This window comes from Rhizobium phaseoli, assembly GCF_001664385.1.
GTDB classification, from domain to species: domain Bacteria; phylum Pseudomonadota; class Alphaproteobacteria; order Rhizobiales; family Rhizobiaceae; genus Rhizobium; species Rhizobium phaseoli.
Genome location: NZ_CP013534.1, coordinates 113,644 through 131,302 on the forward strand (window position 1 = coordinate 113,644; position 17,659 = coordinate 131,302).

The 17,659-nt window shown below is 61.2% G+C and carries 12 protein-coding genes and 1 pseudogene; 10 read left to right on the plus strand and 3 right to left on the minus strand.

Going from position 1 to position 17,659, the window contains the following annotated elements; translation table 11 throughout:
- Nucleotides 1–110: 110 nt before the first annotated feature.
- The 5 genes from AMC88_RS23875 (at nt 111) to melA (ending at nt 7,590) form a co-directional block, all read left to right on the plus strand.
- Nucleotides 111–2,198 carry an ABC transporter substrate-binding protein gene (locus AMC88_RS23875; RefSeq protein WP_064826171.1) on the plus strand — a complete coding sequence of 696 codons (2,088 nt, stop codon included), beginning with the start codon at nt 111–113 and terminating at the stop codon, nt 2,196–2,198.
- Nucleotides 2,199–2,372: 174 nt separating this feature from the next.
- Nucleotides 2,373–3,380, plus strand: a complete 1,008-nt coding sequence (locus tag AMC88_RS23880; protein WP_064826172.1) for an ABC transporter permease — start codon at nt 2,373–2,375, stop codon at nt 3,378–3,380.
- 1 nt (nt 3,381) lies between these two features.
- Complete coding sequence (locus AMC88_RS23885) at nt 3,382–4,518, plus strand: ABC transporter permease (RefSeq protein ID WP_004669733.1); 1,137 nt, start codon at nt 3,382–3,384, stop codon at nt 4,516–4,518.
- 10 nt (nt 4,519–4,528) lie between these two features.
- The gene (locus AMC88_RS23890) at nt 4,529–6,196 is read left to right on the plus strand and encodes an ABC transporter ATP-binding protein (protein ID WP_064826173.1); all 1,668 of its coding nucleotides are present in this window, start codon (nt 4,529–4,531) and stop codon (nt 6,194–6,196) included.
- A 23-nt stretch (nt 6,197–6,219) separates the two neighbouring features.
- Nucleotides 6,220–7,590, plus strand: coding sequence for an alpha-glucosidase/alpha-galactosidase (gene melA / locus AMC88_RS23895; protein ID WP_064826174.1), 1,371 nt, complete (start codon nt 6,220–6,222; stop codon nt 7,588–7,590).
- A 99-nt stretch (nt 7,591–7,689) separates the two neighbouring features.
- On the opposite strand, the gene AMC88_RS23900 is transcribed toward melA, so the two are convergent.
- A complete protein-coding gene (locus AMC88_RS23900) occupies nt 7,690–7,989 on the minus strand; it encodes a hypothetical protein (RefSeq protein WP_064826175.1) in 300 nt (99 codons plus the stop codon).
- Nucleotides 7,990–8,382: 393 nt separating this feature from the next.
- Between AMC88_RS23900 and AMC88_RS23905 the strand changes: the two genes are divergently transcribed.
- The 3 genes from AMC88_RS23905 to AMC88_RS23915 all read left to right on the plus strand — a co-directional run bounded on the left by AMC88_RS23905 (nt 8,383) and on the right by AMC88_RS23915 (nt 14,168).
- The gene (locus AMC88_RS23905) at nt 8,383–9,441 is read left to right on the plus strand and encodes an AAA family ATPase (protein WP_064826176.1); all 1,059 of its coding nucleotides are present in this window, start codon (nt 8,383–8,385) and stop codon (nt 9,439–9,441) included.
- A gap of 52 nt (nt 9,442–9,493) precedes the next feature.
- Complete coding sequence (locus AMC88_RS23910; RefSeq protein ID WP_081277770.1) at nt 9,494–11,872, plus strand: S8 family peptidase; 2,379 nt, start codon at nt 9,494–9,496, stop codon at nt 11,870–11,872.
- Nucleotides 11,873–12,206: 334 nt separating this feature from the next.
- Entirely contained in the window at nt 12,207–14,168 is a 1,962-nt protein-coding gene (locus tag AMC88_RS23915) for an elongation factor G (RefSeq protein WP_064830105.1), read from the plus strand.
- A gap of 78 nt (nt 14,169–14,246) precedes the next feature.
- Here AMC88_RS23915 and AMC88_RS23920 read toward each other — a convergent pair whose 3' ends face one another.
- Entirely contained in the window at nt 14,247–14,630 is a 384-nt protein-coding gene (locus AMC88_RS23920) for a type II toxin-antitoxin system VapC family toxin (protein WP_010015189.1), read from the minus strand.
- Nucleotides 14,627–14,827, minus strand: coding sequence for a type II toxin-antitoxin system VapB family antitoxin (locus AMC88_RS23925; RefSeq protein ID WP_064826177.1), 201 nt, complete (start codon nt 14,825–14,827; stop codon nt 14,627–14,629). The genes AMC88_RS23920 and AMC88_RS23925 overlap by 4 nt, the downstream gene beginning before the upstream one ends.
- Nucleotides 14,828–14,994: 167 nt before the next feature.
- On the opposite strand from AMC88_RS23925, the gene AMC88_RS23930 reads away from it, so the two are divergent.
- Both AMC88_RS23930 and AMC88_RS23935 read left to right on the plus strand, forming a co-directional pair.
- Nucleotides 14,995–17,112 (plus strand): carboxy terminal-processing peptidase, encoded by a 2,118-nt coding sequence (locus AMC88_RS23930; protein ID WP_064826178.1) that lies wholly within the window; start codon nt 14,995–14,997, stop codon nt 17,110–17,112.
- Between the two features lie 137 nt (nt 17,113–17,249).
- A pseudogene (locus tag AMC88_RS23935) lies at nt 17,250–17,408 on the plus strand (type II toxin-antitoxin system TacA family antitoxin); the annotation flags it as partial.
- Nucleotides 17,409–17,659: the final 251 nt, after the last annotated feature.

Consider the following 17,659-nt stretch of genomic DNA (forward strand, 5'->3'; position numbering starts at 1 on the left):
GGTCGTCATGGGTTTCCGGGAGGAAAATCCATGACATCAGCCCGCTTTCACGCCGTTCGAGGAGAAAGGAGCCCGGTGACGCCCGCGCTCCGGAACAAGAGGGAGAAACGATGATGAATTTCCGCAAAGCAGGCATTCTGGCCGGACTGGCGCTCGGCGTTTCGGTCTTGGCGCTGCATGCCCATGCTTCCGAACCGACCGTGCCGCCGGTGCCGCCGGAATTTCCGGCCGAAGGCAAGATCAATTATGTCGCGCGCGACTCCATTCTGGAGTTCAAGGCGCTGCCCGAATATCACGAGCCCGACTGGGTGACGAAGAATTTCGTTTCCGCCGGCAAGCTGCCGCCGGTGAAGGATCGGCTGCCGAAGGAGCCGATGGTGTTCAAGACGGGCAATATGCCCGACGGCACCGGCGTCTACGGCGATACGATGCGCCATGTCATCGGCGGCCGCCCAGAAGGCTGGAACTATGGCGCCGGCCAGACACAGGGCTGGGGCGGCATCGATATCGGCCTTTCCGAATGCCTGACGCGCACCGCACCGCTGTTCCAGGTGAAAGCCCAGGATACCGAGCCGCTGCCGAATCTCGCCAAGAGCTGGGACTGGTCCGAGGACGGCCATAAGCTGACCATGCACCTGGTCGAAGGCGCCAAATGGTCGGACGGCGCGCCGTTCAACGCCGACGACATCATGTTCTACTGGGACGACGAGGTGATCGACCCGAACGTCTCGCCGCTCGGCGGCGGCGCTTCGCCGGAGGCCTTTGGTGTCGGCACGACGCTGAAGAAGATCGACGACTACACCGTCGAATGGACCTTCAAGGAGGCCTTCCCGAAACAATATCTCTATACGATGGCCTACCCGAACTTCTGCCCGGGTCCGTCGCATATCCTCAAACCGCAGCATCCGAAATATTCGAAGAACACCTACGACCAGTTCAAGAACGCCTTCCCGCCGGAATACATGAACATGCCTGTCATGGGCGCCTGGGTGCCGGTGGAATATCGCTCCGACGACATCATCGTGCTCCGCCGCAACCCCTATTACTGGAAGGTCGACGAGAAGGGCAATCAGCTGCCTTATCTGAACGAGCTGCACTACAAGCTCTCGACCTGGGCCGACCGCGACGTGCAGGCGGTGGCGGGCTCCGCCGACTTCTCGAACCTCGAGCAGCCGGAAAACTTCGTCGCCTCGCTGAAGCGCGCCGCCGAGAAGACCGCGCCCGCCCGTCTCGCCTTCGGGCCGCGCCTGATCGGCTATAACCTGCGCATGAACTTCTCCGCCAATGGCTGGGGCAATCCGGATGAGCGCGGCCAGGCGATCCGCGAACTGAACCGCAACGAGGACTTCCGCAAGGCCGTCACCATGGCGCTCGACCGCAAGGCAATCGGCGACTCGCTGGTCAAGGGGCCGTTCACGGCGATCTATCCGGGCGGGCTGTCCTCCGGCACCAGCTTCTACGACCGCAACTCCACCGTCTACTATCCCTTCGATCTCAAGGGCGCCAAGGCCGAACTGGCCAAGGCCGGGCTGAAGGATACCGACGGCGACGGCATCGTGAACTTCCCGGCCGGCACGGCCGGCGGCAAGAATGTCGAAATCGTCATGCTGATCAACAATCAGTACACGACCGACAAGAGCCTTGCCGAAGGTGTCGTCGGCCAGATGGAGAAGCTCGGGCTGAAGATCGTCATCAATGCGCTTGACGGCGCCAAGCGTGACGACGCCCATTATGCCGGCCGCTTCGACTGGCTGATCCAGCGCAACACCACGGAACTGTCGTCGGTGGTGCAGAATACCGAGCAGCTTGCCCCGGTCGGTCCGCGCACCAGCTGGCAGCATCGCGCCGGCAAGGATGATCAGCTCGATCTGATGCCCTTCGAAAAGGAACTGGTCGACGTCGTCAACAAGTTCACCACCAGCCAGAACAATGACGAGCGCGTCGATCTGATGAAGCAGTATCAAAAGATCTCGACCGAGCACGTCAACACGGTCGGACTGACGGAATATCCGGGCGCGCTGATCATCAACAAGCGCTTCTCGAATGTGCCGCAGGGCACGCCGATCTTCATGTTCAACTGGGCCGAAGATTCGGTGATCCGCGAACGCCTGTGGGTGGCCGCCGACAAGCAGGGCAAATATGAGCTGTTCCCCGAGCAGCTGCCCGGCAAGCCCGGCGACAAAGGTCCGACCAACTGATGCATGGCATCAGGGAGTAAAAGCTAAGCGCGTCGCAGGTGATGCGGCGCGCGGGAAAAATTCCCTCCCAGCTGAAGTGAGAGTCAGGCCGCGCGTGGCGCGCGGCCTGATATAATCAACAAGCCGGCCGCGCTGACAAGGAGCGACTGGCGGCAAAGAGAAGCGAACCGTCCGATGTTGCGATTCCTGCTCGTGCGCATAGCCTCCGCGATCCCCGTTCTCTTCATTCTGAGCGTGGTGACTTTCGCGATCATCCAGGCCCCGCCCGGTGACTATGCCGATTATATAAGATCGCAGCTGATCAATCAGGGCGGCGCCTCCTACGCCCAGGCCGACGCCCAGGCGCAGGCCTACCGGGTCGAGCACGGCCTCGATAAGCCGATGGTCGTGCAATACGTCAACTGGATCGGCGGCATCGTCACCCGCGGCGATTTCGGCTACAGCATGTTCTACAACAAGCCGGTTGCCGACGTCGTCGGCGAGCGCCTGCCGCGCACCTTGCTTCTGGCCCTCGTCTGCCACATCTTCGCCTCCGTGCTCGGCATCGGCTTCGGCATCTGGGCGGCGATGCGCCAGTACAGCTGGATCGACAGCGTGCTGTCGGCGGTGTCCTTTCTCGGCATGACGGTGCCGCGCTTCCTGATGGCGCTGATCATCGTCTATCTCCTGGTCTTCCAGTTCAACGTGTCCGAAATCGGCAGCTTCTTCTCGCCGCAATATGGCGGAGCGCCCTGGTCCTGGGCGAAATTCGTCGACCTCGTCCAGCATGTCTGGCCGGTTGTGGCGATCGCCACCTTCGGCGGGCTCGCCTACAATATGCGCGTCATGCGCGGCAACCTGCTTGATACCTTGAATGCCCAATATGTCGAGACGGCCAAGGCCAAGGGGCTTTCCGGCGGCGCCGTGGTGATGCGCCATGCCGTGCCGAACGCGTTGCATCCGCTCGTGATGTATCAGGGCGTCGTGCTGCCCTACATGCTGACCGGCGAGATCGAAACCGCCATCATTTTCGCGCTGCCGACCGTCGGCCCGGCGATCGTCGGCTCGATGGCGATCGGCGACGTCTATGTCACGGCGACCTTCATGATGGTGCTGTCGGCGACGCTGATCGTCGGCAATATCATCGCCGACATGCTGCTCGCCTTGCTCGATCCGCGCGTCCGCCAATTCGGAGGAGCCTGAGATGCTTGCTTTCGACTCGTCCGCCACGCCCCCGACCACCGAACTTGCCGTGAAGAAGCCGTCGCACGGCAGCGAGAGCTATCTGGCGCTCGTCTGGCGCCGGCTCAGGCGCTCCTGGACCGGCATGGCCGGGCTCATCCTGGTCGGGCTCTTGATCCTGATGGCGGTCTTTGCCGATTTCTTCGCGCCGATGGATCCGAAGGCGACCGATGTCGGCTTCGCGCCGCCGCAGGTGATGAGCTTCCACGACAAGGACGGCAATTTCGTCTTCCAGCCGCGCGTCTATGCGCTGTCGGATAGCGAGGAGCTCGACCCGGTGACCTTCCAGCCGATCGTCGGCATGGATTACGACAATCCGAGGCTCCTCGGCTTCTTCGTCAAGGGCGCCGAATACAAGCTGTTCGGTCTGATCCCGGCCGACCGCCACTTCTTCGGCTCGACCGACGGCCAGCCGGTGCATTTCCTCGGTACCGACAAGTTCGGCCGCGACGTGCTGTCGCGCGCCATCATCGGCTCGCGCATCTCGCTGATGATTGCGCTCACCGTCGTCTTCATCGTCACCCTGATCGGCACGACGGTCGGCATGGTCTCCGGCTATTTCGGCGGCACCTTCGATATCTGGCTGCAGCGCTTCGTCGAGCTGGTGCTCGCCTTCCCGCAGCTGCCGCTCTATCTCGCCTTGACCTCGCTCATTCCGGTGACGGCGCCGACCAATGTCTTCCTTGCCTTCGTCATCGTCGTCATGTCGGCGCTCGGCTGGGCGCAGATGTCGCGCGAGGTGCGCGGCAAGACCTTGGCGCTCGCCCGCATCGATTATGTCAGGGCGGCCATGGCTGTCGGCGCCACCGACAAGCGCATCATCATCCAGCATATCTTCCCGAACGTGATGAGCCACGTCATCGTCGCGGTGACGCTGCACATACCGAGCGTCGTGCTCTTGGAATCCTTCCTCGGTTTCCTCGGTTTTGCCGTCAAGCCGCCGCTGATCTCCTGGGGGCTGATGCTGCAGGATACGGCGACCTATTCGGTCATCGGCTCCTATCCCTGGATTCTCGCTCCCGTCGGCTTCGTGCTCGTCACCGTCTTCGCCTTCAATGCGCTCGGCGATGGACTGCGCGACGCAGTCGACCCTTATTGAGGTGATTGATATGGCTCTTTCCCTGGTCAATTCCTTCGCCCCGCCCGTCCGCCACGATCATGACGGCCGTTCTGAGACGCCGATCATCGACGCCCGCAATGTCGCGGTGAATTTCAAGGTCGAGGACGGCATGGTCGAAGCCGTCAAGGACGTCTCCTTCCAGCTCTATCGCGGCGAGACCATCGCCATCGTCGGTGAATCCGGCTCCGGCAAATCAGTGACCGCGCGCACGGTGATGGGGCTGTTGTCGAAGCGCGCCGTCGTGTCCGGCAATTCGACCGTTTCCTATGACGGCAGCAATATCCTGAAATTCTCCGAGCGGGCCCGCCGCAAGCTGCGCGGCGACCGCATTTCGATGATCTTCCAGGAGCCGATGAGCTCGCTGAACCCGATCTATACGATCGGCAGCCAGATCGTCGAGGCGATCCGCGTGCATCGCCGGATGAGCCGCGGGCAAGCGGAAAAACGGGCGCTCGAACTGCTCGAACATGTGCAGATCCCTGACCCCGCCGCGCGGCTGAAGCAATATCCGCATCAGCTTTCCGGCGGCCAGCGCCAGCGCGTGATGATCGCCATGGCGCTCGCCAACGATCCCGACGTGCTGATCGCCGACGAGCCGACGACGGCGCTCGACGTCACCGTGCAGGCGCAGATCCTCAACCTGATCCGCAACCTGCAGAAGGAATTGGGGATGGCGGTCATCCTCATCACCCACGACCTGACGGTGGTGCGCCAGTTCTCCGACTACGTCTATGTGATGCAGCATGGCGAGGTGCGCGAGCACAATGTCACCGAAGCGCTGTTTGCCAATCCGCAGCACGCCTATACCAAACACCTGCTCGCCTCCGAGCCGCGCGGCCAGGCCAATCCGCTGCCGGAGGGATCGGATATCATCCTCGACGCCAAAGGCGTGCGCGTCGGCTTCATGCTGCGCCACGGCACTTTCCTGAAGCCCGAAATGCGCGAACTCGTCGCCGTCGACAGCCTGAGCCTGACGCTGCGCCGTCACGAGACGCTTGGCCTCGTCGGCGAATCCGGCTCCGGCAAGACCACCTTCGGCCAGGCGATCCTGCGGCTGAACACGCCCCAGGCCGGCGAGATCCATTTCGACCGCCAGCCGATCCACGGGCTTTCCCGAGCCGAGATGCGGCCGCTGCGCGCCCGCATGCAGATCGTCTTCCAGGACCCGTTCTCCTCGCTCAACCCCCGCATGACGATCGGCCAGATCATCGAGGAAGGCCTCGTCGTCAACCGGCTCGGCGCCACCAGGGGCGAGCGGCAGGACCGGGTGCGCGAGGCGCTGATCTCGGCCGGCATGCCCGGCAATATCCTCTCGCGTTTCCCGCATGAATTTTCCGGCGGCCAGCGCCAGCGCATCGCCATTGCCCGCGCCATCGCGCTGGAGCCGGAATTCATCCTGCTCGACGAGCCGACGTCAGCCCTCGACCTTTCCGTCCAGGCGCAGATCATCGAGCTGTTGCGCAAGCTGCAGGACGAGCGGGGCCTGAGCTACCTCTTCATCTCCCACGATCTCAAGGTTGTGAGGGCGCTCTGCCACCGCGTCATCGTCATGCAGCATGGCAAGATCGTCGAGGAAGGTCCTGTCAACGAAGTTCTCACCCATCCCAAGACCGCCTACACCGAACGGCTCGTCAAAGCCGCTTTCGAGGTAGCATGATTGACCGCATGCCGGAGGTTATAATGGCAGCAAATCCCAAAATCACGTTCATCGGAGCTGGCTCCACCGTCTTCATGAAAAACATCATCGGCGACGTGTTGCAGCGTCCCGCACTCTCGGGCGCGACGATCGCCCTGATGGACCTCAACCCGCAGCGGTTGGAAGAAAGCGCCATCGTCGTCAACAAGCTGATCTCGACGCTCGGCGTCAAGGCCAAGGCCGAGACCTATTCCGATCAGCGCAAGGCGCTTGCCGGCGCCGATTTCGTCGTCGTCGCCTTCCAGATCGGCGGCTATGAGCCCTGCACCGTCACCGATTTCGAGGTGCCGAAGAAATACGGCCTGCGCCAGACGATCGCGGACACACTCGGCGTCGGCGGCATCATGCGCGGCCTGCGCACCGTGCCGCATCTCTGGAAGGTCTGCGAGGATATGCTCGCCGTCTGCCCAGAGGCGATCATGCTGCAATATGTCAACCCGATGGCGATCAACACCTGGGCGATATCGGAGAAATACCCGACCATCCGCCAGGTCGGCCTCTGCCATTCGGTGCAGGGCACGGCGATGGAGCTCGCTCACGACCTCGACATTCCCTATGAGGAAATCCGCTACCGCGCCGCCGGCATCAACCATATGGCGTTCTATCTCAAATTCGAGCATCGCCAGGCCGACGGCTCCTACCGCAACCTCTATCCCGATCTCTTGCGCGCCTATCGCGAGGGCAGGGCACCGAAGCCCGGCTGGAACCCGCGCTGCCCCAACAAGGTGCGCTACGAGATGCTGACGCGGCTCGGCTATTTCGTCACTGAAAGCTCGGAGCATTTCGCCGAATACACGCCCTATTTTATCAAGGAGGGCCGCGACGACCTGATCGAGAAATTCGGCATCCCGCTCGATGAATATCCGAAGCGCTGCATCGAGCAGATCGAGCGCTGGAAGGGCCAGGCGGAAGCTTATCGCACCGCCGACAAGATCGAGGTCGAGCCGTCGAAGGAATATGCCTCCTCGATCATCAACTCGGTCTGGACCGGCGAACCCTCGGTGATCTACGGCAACGTCCGCAACAATGGCTGCATCACCTCGCTGCCGGAAAATTGCGCCGCCGAAGTGCCCTGCCTGGTCGACGCGTCAGGCATCCAGCCGACCTTCATCGGCGCCCTGCCGCCGCAACTGACCGCGCTGATGCGCACCAACATCAACGTGCAGGAACTGACGGTGCAGGCGCTGATGACGGAAAATCGCGAGCACATCTACCACGCCGCGATGATGGACCCGCACACATCAGCCGAACTCGACCTCGACCAGATCTGGTCGCTGGTCGACGACCTGCTCGCCAGCCACGGCAACTGGCTGCCGGAATGGGCCCGCACCTCCAAAAAAGTCCAGGCCGCCTGACCTCTTTCTCCCGGGTTAGGCATCAAGGAGCCCCGCGGTGTGGCAACGACCGCGGGGCTTTTGCATGGGGAAGCCTCTCGGCATCAATCGCCGGAAACGCTAAATCCCCGACCCATCGAGCTGCTCGTCGTCATCGCCTTCCCAGGGCGAGGGCATCGAGGTGCGATTGGCGGACGGCATCGGCATCCAACACTTCAGCTCCGGCTCGGCATATTCGATGATGTGCCCGGGCGAAGAATCCGAGGCGCGCCAGCCTTCTCCCGCGAATTGATCGCCATGCGACCAATAAGCGAGATCAACTTCCGCCGGCCCCTGCTCGGACGCCCGGATCGTCACCAGGATCCGGCTGCCGTCCCTCGGTGCGGTTGCCATATTGCGCCAGCGGTCTGGCTCATCCATCGATTTTCCTCCCTGCCTTGCTGCTGGTAGGAGTGTTGCCTTGTCATCGGAGACGGTCAACTCAAACTTTGTGCGAGCCGTCGTCTATGGGAGAAATCGACCTTCCACTTTCAAAGGGGCAGTACCATATCCAACACGAAGGCTAGTCCGCCAGCGTATGCCCGCTCACCAAGATAGGGGACGCCAAGAAGGTTGAGAATTCCTACAGCAATCAGCAACGGCACCTTATCTCTCACCTTCATCTTGTTCCGGAACAGGGGCCGGGTGAGGCAATTGGCGGTCGGTGGCCCTGCCCATGCCTATGCAGCATCCACAATCTCGGTGATTGGCGGGATTCACAGGCGGGAGCTTGCATGGTAGAGTTGTTCGAACAGAGGAATGTGACCTGAACAAATGGCGAGAAGTGATCTCCTTGTATCCCTGGTCAAGGCTGGCGCTTCCGGCGATCGCTCGACATTGACGTCGACTGTCGAAGCGATCGTAGCCGAAGAGCGGTCGAAGAGCCATCACGTCCTGGCAGACAAGCTGCACCGGGCTCTCCAGTCCGTGCCCGTCACGCCGGCAAGCGAGCTGCGCCGGCCAAATGGCGCTGGCCGCGATTTCATCCTTGAGAGCGAGCCGAGGACGACACTGGAAAGCCTGCTCCTCACGCTTCCGGCAGAACAACTGACACGCCAGCTCACCGAAGAACAGCGGCGGGCCGATCTCTTGCGCGCGCAGGGCATGCAGCCGCGCCACCGCGTGCTCCTGTCAGGTCCACCGGGTAACGGCAAGACGTCGCTCGCCGAAGCGATCGCGGAAAGTGTCGCAGTTCCGCTCCTGACGGTCCGCTACGATGCGCTGGTCGGTGCCTATCTCGGCGAAACCAATGCGCGTCTTGCACGGCTTTTCGACTATGTCCGTACCACACCATGCGTGCTGTTCTTTGACGAATTCGATGCCGTTGGCAAGGAGCGCGGTGACGTTCACGAAACCGGCGAGATCAAGCGTGTCGTTTCCTTCCTGCTCATGCAGCTCGACCAGTTGCCGAGTTACGTGATTGTCGTTGCCGCCACCAACCATGCCGAACTGCTCGATCGTGCCGTCTGGCGCCGCTTCCAGCTTCGCATCGACATGCCAGCACCTGATGCCGGCTCCGTGGCCGTTCTGGTTAACCGCTTTTTCGAGATGTGGCCGGAAAATGCAGGCATGTCGGCTGAAACGGTCGCCTCACAACTCGGCCCCACGAGCTATGCCGAGGTGAGGGAGTTCTGCCAGAACATTCGTCGTCGCCATATCCTGGCGCAAGGGACTGCCTCGCTCAAGTCCGTCCTCGCTGAAGAACTTCGTCTTTGGAAAACCCGCATAAGACCCGAGAGCGATGGCCAACATTCCGGAACGCCCCCTTCTACGCCTCAACAACCCCGCCAGCGTCGGAAGACAGTCGGGCGGTCGCCCCCCGATCCCGCGTAAGTTCACGCCAACAGAGCACGCTAGAACCGATGCAGGTCGCAAACTACAACGGTTGTCCGATCTGCTGGCGACCAACACCTCGACGCTGCAATTACGCGCCGATCCCAATGCATTAGCGCCGGAGCGTTTGCTCGTCTTCGAACTGACTGGCGGCGTTTACAAGTTCGAGGAAGCCGTTCGGTTGGTTCCCGGCCTCGAGTTTCTCGGCGTCGAGGACCTTGATCCGGACGATCTCGATCACAATCCGTCGCTTTATTTGATGGTCCCGTCCGAGGGAGCACTGCGGAATCTGGTCACGTTATGGCGGGACTGGCGTAGGAATGGATCCGTACCCAGTCGGTTCAGCAGCTGGAAAGCGCTCCTGTCGCAATTGCGGGATATCCGCCCTTGGGGGCCGCAGGACAGAATTGCCGTCGAAGACGCCTTGGTTCTCGCCACCGAGGCGGATCACGGCCATGCCACGATGCGCGTGGAAATCGAACTTGTGTTTCGTCAAAACGGCGAAGTGGCCGAGGGTGTGGCACGTGAACACATTCAGGCTAAAGGCGGTGTCGTCATCTCGCGTGCGCGGGTGGCGGGCGCTGCCTATCACGCCATTTTGGCAGACGTCCCTACTGTGGCCATCCGTGATGCATTGGCAGGCAACTCCGAAAGCCTGGCCGGATCCGACGTGATCCTTCAGATCAGACCACAAAGCGTCTTTCACGCGGTGCCCTATGAGGACGAGCCGGGTGATGTTACAGGCGAGGCGCCCGACATTCCATCAGGCGATCCAATAGCCGGTATATTCGATGCGGTTCCCTTGTCTCAGCACCCCCGTCTCGCCAACATGCTGAGTCTGGACGACCCGTTCGGACTCGAGCAACTTGCGGTAGGGCCGCGCCGACACGGAACCGCGATGGCGTCGGCGGTGGTTCACGGCGATCTTAACAACCCTTGGCCCCGCGCACTTGAGCGTCCCGTTTATTTCGTCAGCATGATGTTCGATGCGGCCGACGGTAGCAATGTCGAGCGTTTCCCTGATCGGTTGCCCGCAGACCTGTTCGAGCAAGCCTTGGTGCACATGCGTGATGGGCCGTCACCGGCGGCACCGCATGTGTTGATCGTCAATGCTTCGCTCGGGGATGCCAACAAGCCGTTTTCAGGGCGCATGTCGGGATGGTCCCGTGTCGTCGATTATCTCGCAAGCCGATATGGCGTCCTTTTCGTCATCAGCGCCGGAAATCACATGGGCGCCTACGAAACGGAAAACATGAGCGCAATGCAATTCGAAGACTTACCAATTGACCAGAAAATGCGGGTTGCCCTTCGGGCAAGCGCCTCGCAGATCGCTCTGCGTCGCATTTTGGCGCCGGCGGAGGCGATAAACGCAATCACGGTCGGTGCCCTGCATGCGGATAATTATCAGCATCCTTACCCATTGCCGGCTTCAACCTTCGATGTTTGGGCCGAAAGTGGCCTATGTACCGTTTCAAGCGGACTTGGTCCAGGTTATGCCGGAGCGACCAAGCCAGATATCCTTGCGCCCGGCGGGCGCCATCATGTTCGCCTGATGCCCGACGGTGCTAATCATCGGCTGCAGCCCTTGACGGTCAACGCTGGCGCATTTGGCGGTATAGGAGTAGCTGCTCCCCCGACGGGAACATCGCTCGGACCAAATGTTGTCGCGCGATCTGTCGGCACGAGCGTCGCTGCGGCGTTGGCAACCGGTGTCGCGGCCCGCGCACATGAAGCGCTCGAAGCCGCCTATCCGGATTTTGTCACGCTTCCAAGCGCGCAGCGCGCCGTTCTGTTGAAAGCGCTTCTCGTCCACGGCGCACGCTGGACCGAAGCTCGCGACCTTTTGATCGAAATTCTCGGACCGTCCGACAATCGCCAGCATTACCGACAGAAGGACAACGTGCGGCGTTATATCGGTTTCGGCGCTTACGATCCTGACCGCGTCATCGATTGTGCCGCCGACCGTGCAACACTTTGGGCGGTCGGCAGGTTGGGGGCTGATCAGGGCAAACGATTTCGCATCCCTTGGCCCGCCGCCATGAGCGGCCAGGCAAGACCCCATGGCGTGAACGCAACTCTAGCATGGTTCTCTCCGCCAAAACCGGGTGCTGTCGCATACAGGGGCGCGCGTATGAAGATCATCGAGCCCTCAAAATTGGGTGCGGCTGGTATAAAGGCGGCTGGGATTCAACCGGATCCAAAGCAGGCGCACAAAGGAACCGTGGTGCATCGGCGTTGGGACGGCAGCAGGGCGTCGGCAATTGCGGGAGACGGGTTCTTCGAGATCGACATTCAGCGTGAGGCAGACAGTTTGCCGGACGATGTCCAATTCGCTCTCGTGGTGACGCTCGAAATGGCAGGGGAATTAGGGGTGTATAATCAGGTCCTCAACCGCGTGGCACTCAAGCCCGCCGTCGGAATTCAGACGTAAGACGTAACATTGTCACATGTAATCAGAGCTTAGGGTCAAGTACGCTCGGTCGTAGGTTCAAATCCCTTCAAGGCGACCAACTCCACTATCCTATAGGTTTTCACCCGGTCATGGTTATTAAATAGCTTGGCACGAAGACCGCGCTTTTCCATCGTCCATCGCAGCATTGTATAAAGCGGGCGAGAAAGGCTGCTTCGGGCCGCCCAGAACACACGACGATAAGCGCAGATCCAGGTCAAAAGCGTTGTGAAACTGAACACCTCTGGCGCCTTGCAGCGGTTCAGGGCATCCTATGATGGCTGAAATTGTGTTTATGGCAGTTGGAGGAATGCTGATGCGTTGCTTTACCGTGCTTGGACCTTCGCAGACGGGAAAATCGACAGTCGTGGAAAAGCTCGGCTCGCTGGAGGGGACGCCGAGAAAATCCAACTCCCCTTATGGATTGAACCTCACAGAGTTCATCTTCGGAAACGAGGCGTGGTGCGCACTGGATGCGCCGGGACCCAACGAAGCCTTGGCGCATGCGCAGCAGGCGCTTCTTGCCAGCGACGCCTGCATATTGTGCGTTTCACCGGCACCCGAGGAGGCGGTGCTCGCCGCGCCCTATCTCCGGATCGTCGAAGCCTCGGGGACGCCTTGCATCCTCTTCGTCAACCGGATGGACGAACCGAGAGGGCGGTTGAGGGATGTGATCGCCGCGCTTCAAGACTACGCCAGCCATACCCTTTTGCTTCGCCAGATTCCGATCCACGAGGGGGACAGGATCATCGGCAGTTGCGATCTGATTTCGGAACGGGCGTGGCGCTACCGGGAAGGCCAGCCTTCGGCGCTGATCGCAATCCCCGAAAGCACCGCCGAACGCGAGCACGAAGCGCGCACCGAGCTGCTGGAATACCTGTCCGAATTCGATGACTGGCTTCTCGAGGAATTGATCGAGGACCGCGAGCCATCCAGCGACGCGCTCTATGCCATTTCATCACGGGTTCTCAGGGAAAACAGAATTATCCCGGTCCTGATCGGTGCGGCAAGTCACGGCAATGGCATGATGAGGCTGATGAAGGCGCTGCGCCACGAGGCGCCGCCGGTCGGGATTCTCAGGCAGCGTCTCGCGCATGCGGGAACTGTCGATGAAGGCAAGCTGGCGGCGGTGAGCTTCCATGCCTATCATCGCCAGAATGTCGGCAAGACGGTGCTCGTGCGCGCCCTTGGCGAGGGACTGCGGCAAGGCGCATCACTCGGCGGCTCCAGCCTCGGCGCCGTCCAAAGTCTCGCAAACGGGCGGTCCAATTCGCCGGTTCTGCCGGCACCTGGGGATGTCTTCGCGACGGTCAAGTCCGACCACCTGCCCGTCCCTTCGCTGTTGACTTCCGGTGCGGTGGTCGCCCCGCCCGAGTGGACGGAACCACCGACGCCGATGCTTGAAAGGATCCTGGTTCCGGCCAGCGAGCGCGATGAAAACAAACTTTCCGAAACGCTGGCGAAACTGTCCGAGACGGATCGCGGCCTGAAAGTCTTGCAGGAGGAAGGCACGGGCGCTCAGCTCGTCCGCGCCCAGGGGCCGGTGCATCTGCGTGATCTCTGCCGAACGCTAGCGGACGTCTTTCACATCTCCGTGACCGACCGAACGCCGAGCCCAACCTACCGCGAGACGATCGCCAAACCATCGGAGGTTCATTACCGCCATCGCAAACAGACCGGCGGTGCCGGGCAATTCGCGGATGTGAAGTTGAGCATTCATCCCAACGAGCGCGGCCAGGGCTTCACCTTTGGCGAAACCGTCAAGGGCGGCGCCGTTCCGCGCAATTACTTCCCCGCCGTCGAAGCAGGCGCCCGCGAAGCGATGGAGAAAGGCCCGCTGGGCTTCGAAGTCATCGATGTCGGCGTAACGCTGCTGGATGGTCAGCACCATTCCGTCGACAGTTCGGAACATGCCTTCCGGACTGCGTCGAAAATGGGGGTGCGACAGGCGTTTTCCGAAGGATCGACCGTCTTGATGCAGCCGATCTTCCGCACGGAGTTCCACATCCCGTCGGCCTATTCCGGCAGCCTTGTCCAGATCGTCGCCGCGCTCAACGGCCAGGTTCTCGGCTTCGACCGTGATGAGGCCGCCAAGGGATGGGACATCTTCCGGGCGCTCGTTCCGGGCGGCGCACTTGAAGATCTGGCGCGGTCGCTGCGCTCGGCGACGCAGGGCATTGGTTATTTTTCCAAGACCTTCGATCACTTCGAGGAGCTATACGGCAAGGAAGCGGACGCCATTGTGAAGGCAAGGGAGAAATCGGGCACCGCACACTGAAACGTTCGCGCCACTTCGTGCTCGTTGACAGGCCGGGCTCACGCCCGCCCTTACGCGGCTATCGCTTTGATACAGCATTTAGCTTCGCGCATTGTCGGGCGTGTGAAGGGAAGCCCCCGCCTTTTCGGCCGCTGCCCGCAGACGCTTGTCTCTCGTCCATAAGGCCGCTCGCCGATCGAGTAGAACTGAAGCCATCAAATGGGCATCTGTGTAGCCGATGCCCATGCTGAAAACGGCGTGGCGATCGATCATCATCATGACTTCGTCGTGCGTCGCGACGAACGCTTCGCGCTGGGCCGCCAGGAAAGCTATGACGTTATTGCGATCCCGAAGGCTGCCAAGTGCGAGTTCTCCGATCACGGCCGGATGGCATAGGAGACGATCGTCCTCGATAATCCTGCGCAGCTCTGAATCGGCATGCCGGAAATGATCGATCCAGATGGAAGTGTCGGCAAGTATCACTTGCGAGCTGCGCTCCGGCGGCGTGGGGCTGCCTCCGCATCCGGCATAGTTCCGCCCAGCGCGATAAGGCGTTTTCCCGACTCCACACGAACAAGCGTCTCCAACGCTTGGCGTACCAGAGTGGCGGTTTCTTTCGTGCCGGTTAGAAACCTGGCCCTTTCCATGAGGGTGTCGTCGAGATTGATAGTTGATCGCATGGTCGGTTTCCAATTCTGGTGCTGAAAATAGCACCATTTGGTGATGAAATCTACGCCCGGTCGCGGCTTCCGAAACCATTCATTGCCACCTGCTTGCCAAAGAACCATAATTGCGCCACCTAAATCACCCATCGACAAAGCACGCATAAGAATTGGATCCACGCTGCATGCGCATAGCCTACGTTTTTCTTGGTGCATTTCTTGCAATTGCGCCGTCCGCATATGCTGAAGTTGCACCGCCGCCTGTCTTGAAGCCGCTGGAGCGGCAGGCGGATGCGGCTTTGCTGAGCGCGCAGTTTCTGTCGCGCTATAGCTACAAGCCGGTGGCGCTTGATGACGCCTTGTCGGCGCGGGTGATGGATGGGTTCATCAAGTCGCTGGATCCGGATCGCATGCTGTTCCTGCAGGCCGATATCGACAAGTTCATGGCGGACCGCAGCGCGATCGACGACGCGATCGAGCGGAAGGATCTGAAGATCCCGTTTGCGATCTTCAATGCTTATGAACAGCGCGTTGCCGACCGCATGAGCTATGCGCGCAGCCTGCTGAAGCAGGGCTTCGATTTCAGCGAGAAGGAAGAATATGCGGTGCTGCGCGAGAAGGCGCCCTGGCCGCAGTCGGAGGCCGAGAGCAACGAGCTTTGGCGCAAGCGCGTCAAGAGCGACTGGCTGCGGCTGAAGCTCGGCGGCAAGACCGATGCGGCCATTCGCGAAACGCTCGACAAGCGTTATGAAAACACGCTCGAGCGCGCCTACAAGTTCAAGAGCGACGATGTCTTCCAGTCGTTCATGGATGCCTATTCCAACGCGGTCGATCCGCACACGGATTATTTCGGCGCGGCCGCTTCGGCCGATTTCAATGTCTCGATGAAGCTGTCGCTGTTCGGCATCGGCGCGGTGCTGCAGGAGCGCGACGACTACACGACGATCCGTGAGCTCGTGCCCGGCGGGCCGGCGCAGCTCTCCGGCAAGCTTGCCGTCGGCGACCGCATCACCGGCGTCGGCCAGGGCAAGGACGGGCCGATCAAGGAAGTGGTGGGCACGCGTCTCGATGAAGTCGTGCAGATGATCCGCGGCAAGAAGGGCTCCGTCGTGCGCCTGGATATTCTGCCGGCCGATGCCGGCGCCGATGCCACGCACCGCGTCGTCAGCCTGGTGCGCGACAAGATCAGCCTCGACAAGCAGGCGGCCAAGAAGACAGTGCTCTCCGTCAAGGCGGGCGATGCCACCCGCAAGATCGGCATCATCACCCTGCCGGTCTTCTATGAGGATTTCGAAGCCAAGAACAAAGGCGACAAGGATTATAAGAGCGCCAGCCGCGATGTCGCCAAGCTGCTCGATGAACTGAGCCGGGAGAATGTCGACGGCGTTCTCATCGATCTGCGCAACAATGGCGGCGGTTCGCTGGACGAGGCGATCGATCTCACCGGCCTCTTCATCGGCAAGGGCCCGGTCGTCCAGCAGCGCGCCAGCAATGGCAAGATCGCCGTGAAGAGCGCCGATCTTTCAGCCCCCGCCTGGACCGGCCCGATGGGCGTCCTGATCAATCGCGGCTCGGCCTCGGCTTCGGAAATCTTTGCCGCGGCGATCCAGGATTACGGGCGCGGCGCCATCATCGGCGAAGGCAGCTTCGGCAAGGGCACAGTGCAGACGGTCGTCGATCTCGATGAGGTGGTTCACAACAGCAAACCCGAGCTCGGCGAGCTGAAGGTGACGATTTCGCAGTTCTTCCGGGTCAATGGCGGTACGACGCAGCTGCGCGGCGTCACCCCGGATATCAGCCTGCCAGGCTTGTCCGACCCGACGAGCTTCGGCGAGACGAGTTATGACAATGCCCTGCCTTGGGCAGAGATCAAGCCGGCGAAATATACGCCGGAAGGCGACGTCACGGCCTTGCTGCCGGCCCTGCAAAGCCGTCATGACGCACGGGTCAAGAGCGATCCGGATTTCCAGCGTCTGATCGAGGACATTGCCGAGCTGAAGGCGCAGCGCGAAAAAGGCGTCGTGTCGCTGAATGAAGCCGAGCGCCGCAAGGAAGCGGCGGCCCGCGAGAAGCGGTTCAAGGACCGGGCCGAGGCGAGCGACGGCGAGGATCCGACCGGCGATGACGGCCTGCAGTCGGACGAGCGTAGCCTGAGCGCCGATATCGCCATGGAAAACGCCCGCAAGAAGGCCAAGGACGTCCTGCTCGACGAGGCGGCCGCCATCGTCGCCGACCAGGCGGATCTGCAGCAGGGCGGCGTCAAGGCAGCGACGACACAAACGGGAAAGCCTGACGGGAAATAGGCATAGCGACTGGGCAGGAAATAGCAGACCAACCGCGTAACGACGCCATCTTTACAGCGCTTGTAGAGGTGAGCATCGTTACGCTATGTGTCTGCTTCAGACAGGAGTTTCCCATGCCCTCCTCGCCCAGGAACAAAAGTCCGGAAGTGCTGCTCGAGCGGACCATATTCAAGGTCAGCCGCGAGATCTATGCCGAATACCTTGCCCGCCTCGACGTGCCAGCACAGCCCAATGACCGCCTGAAACGGACCATGTCGACCAAAGCGCCGTGGGATGAGCCTACACCGCAGGGCTGAAATCCGCCGCCAGCACCGCGACGTCCGTTCTGACGTTCGAAATCGCTAATGAAAAATCTGGTCAAAGAAACATGACCGCGTCCTCCGTGTCGACACCTTCGAGACCATTGCCGGTATTCCACCTAATCCTGCTCTGCGGATGGTGCTCCCTGATGGCAGGGATTTTTCTATGGTCAGTCCACCCGACCGCCTACTACAGTTGGGACCTCACGGCTGTCCTTATATGTCTGTTGTGGTTTTCGGGTCCGCTT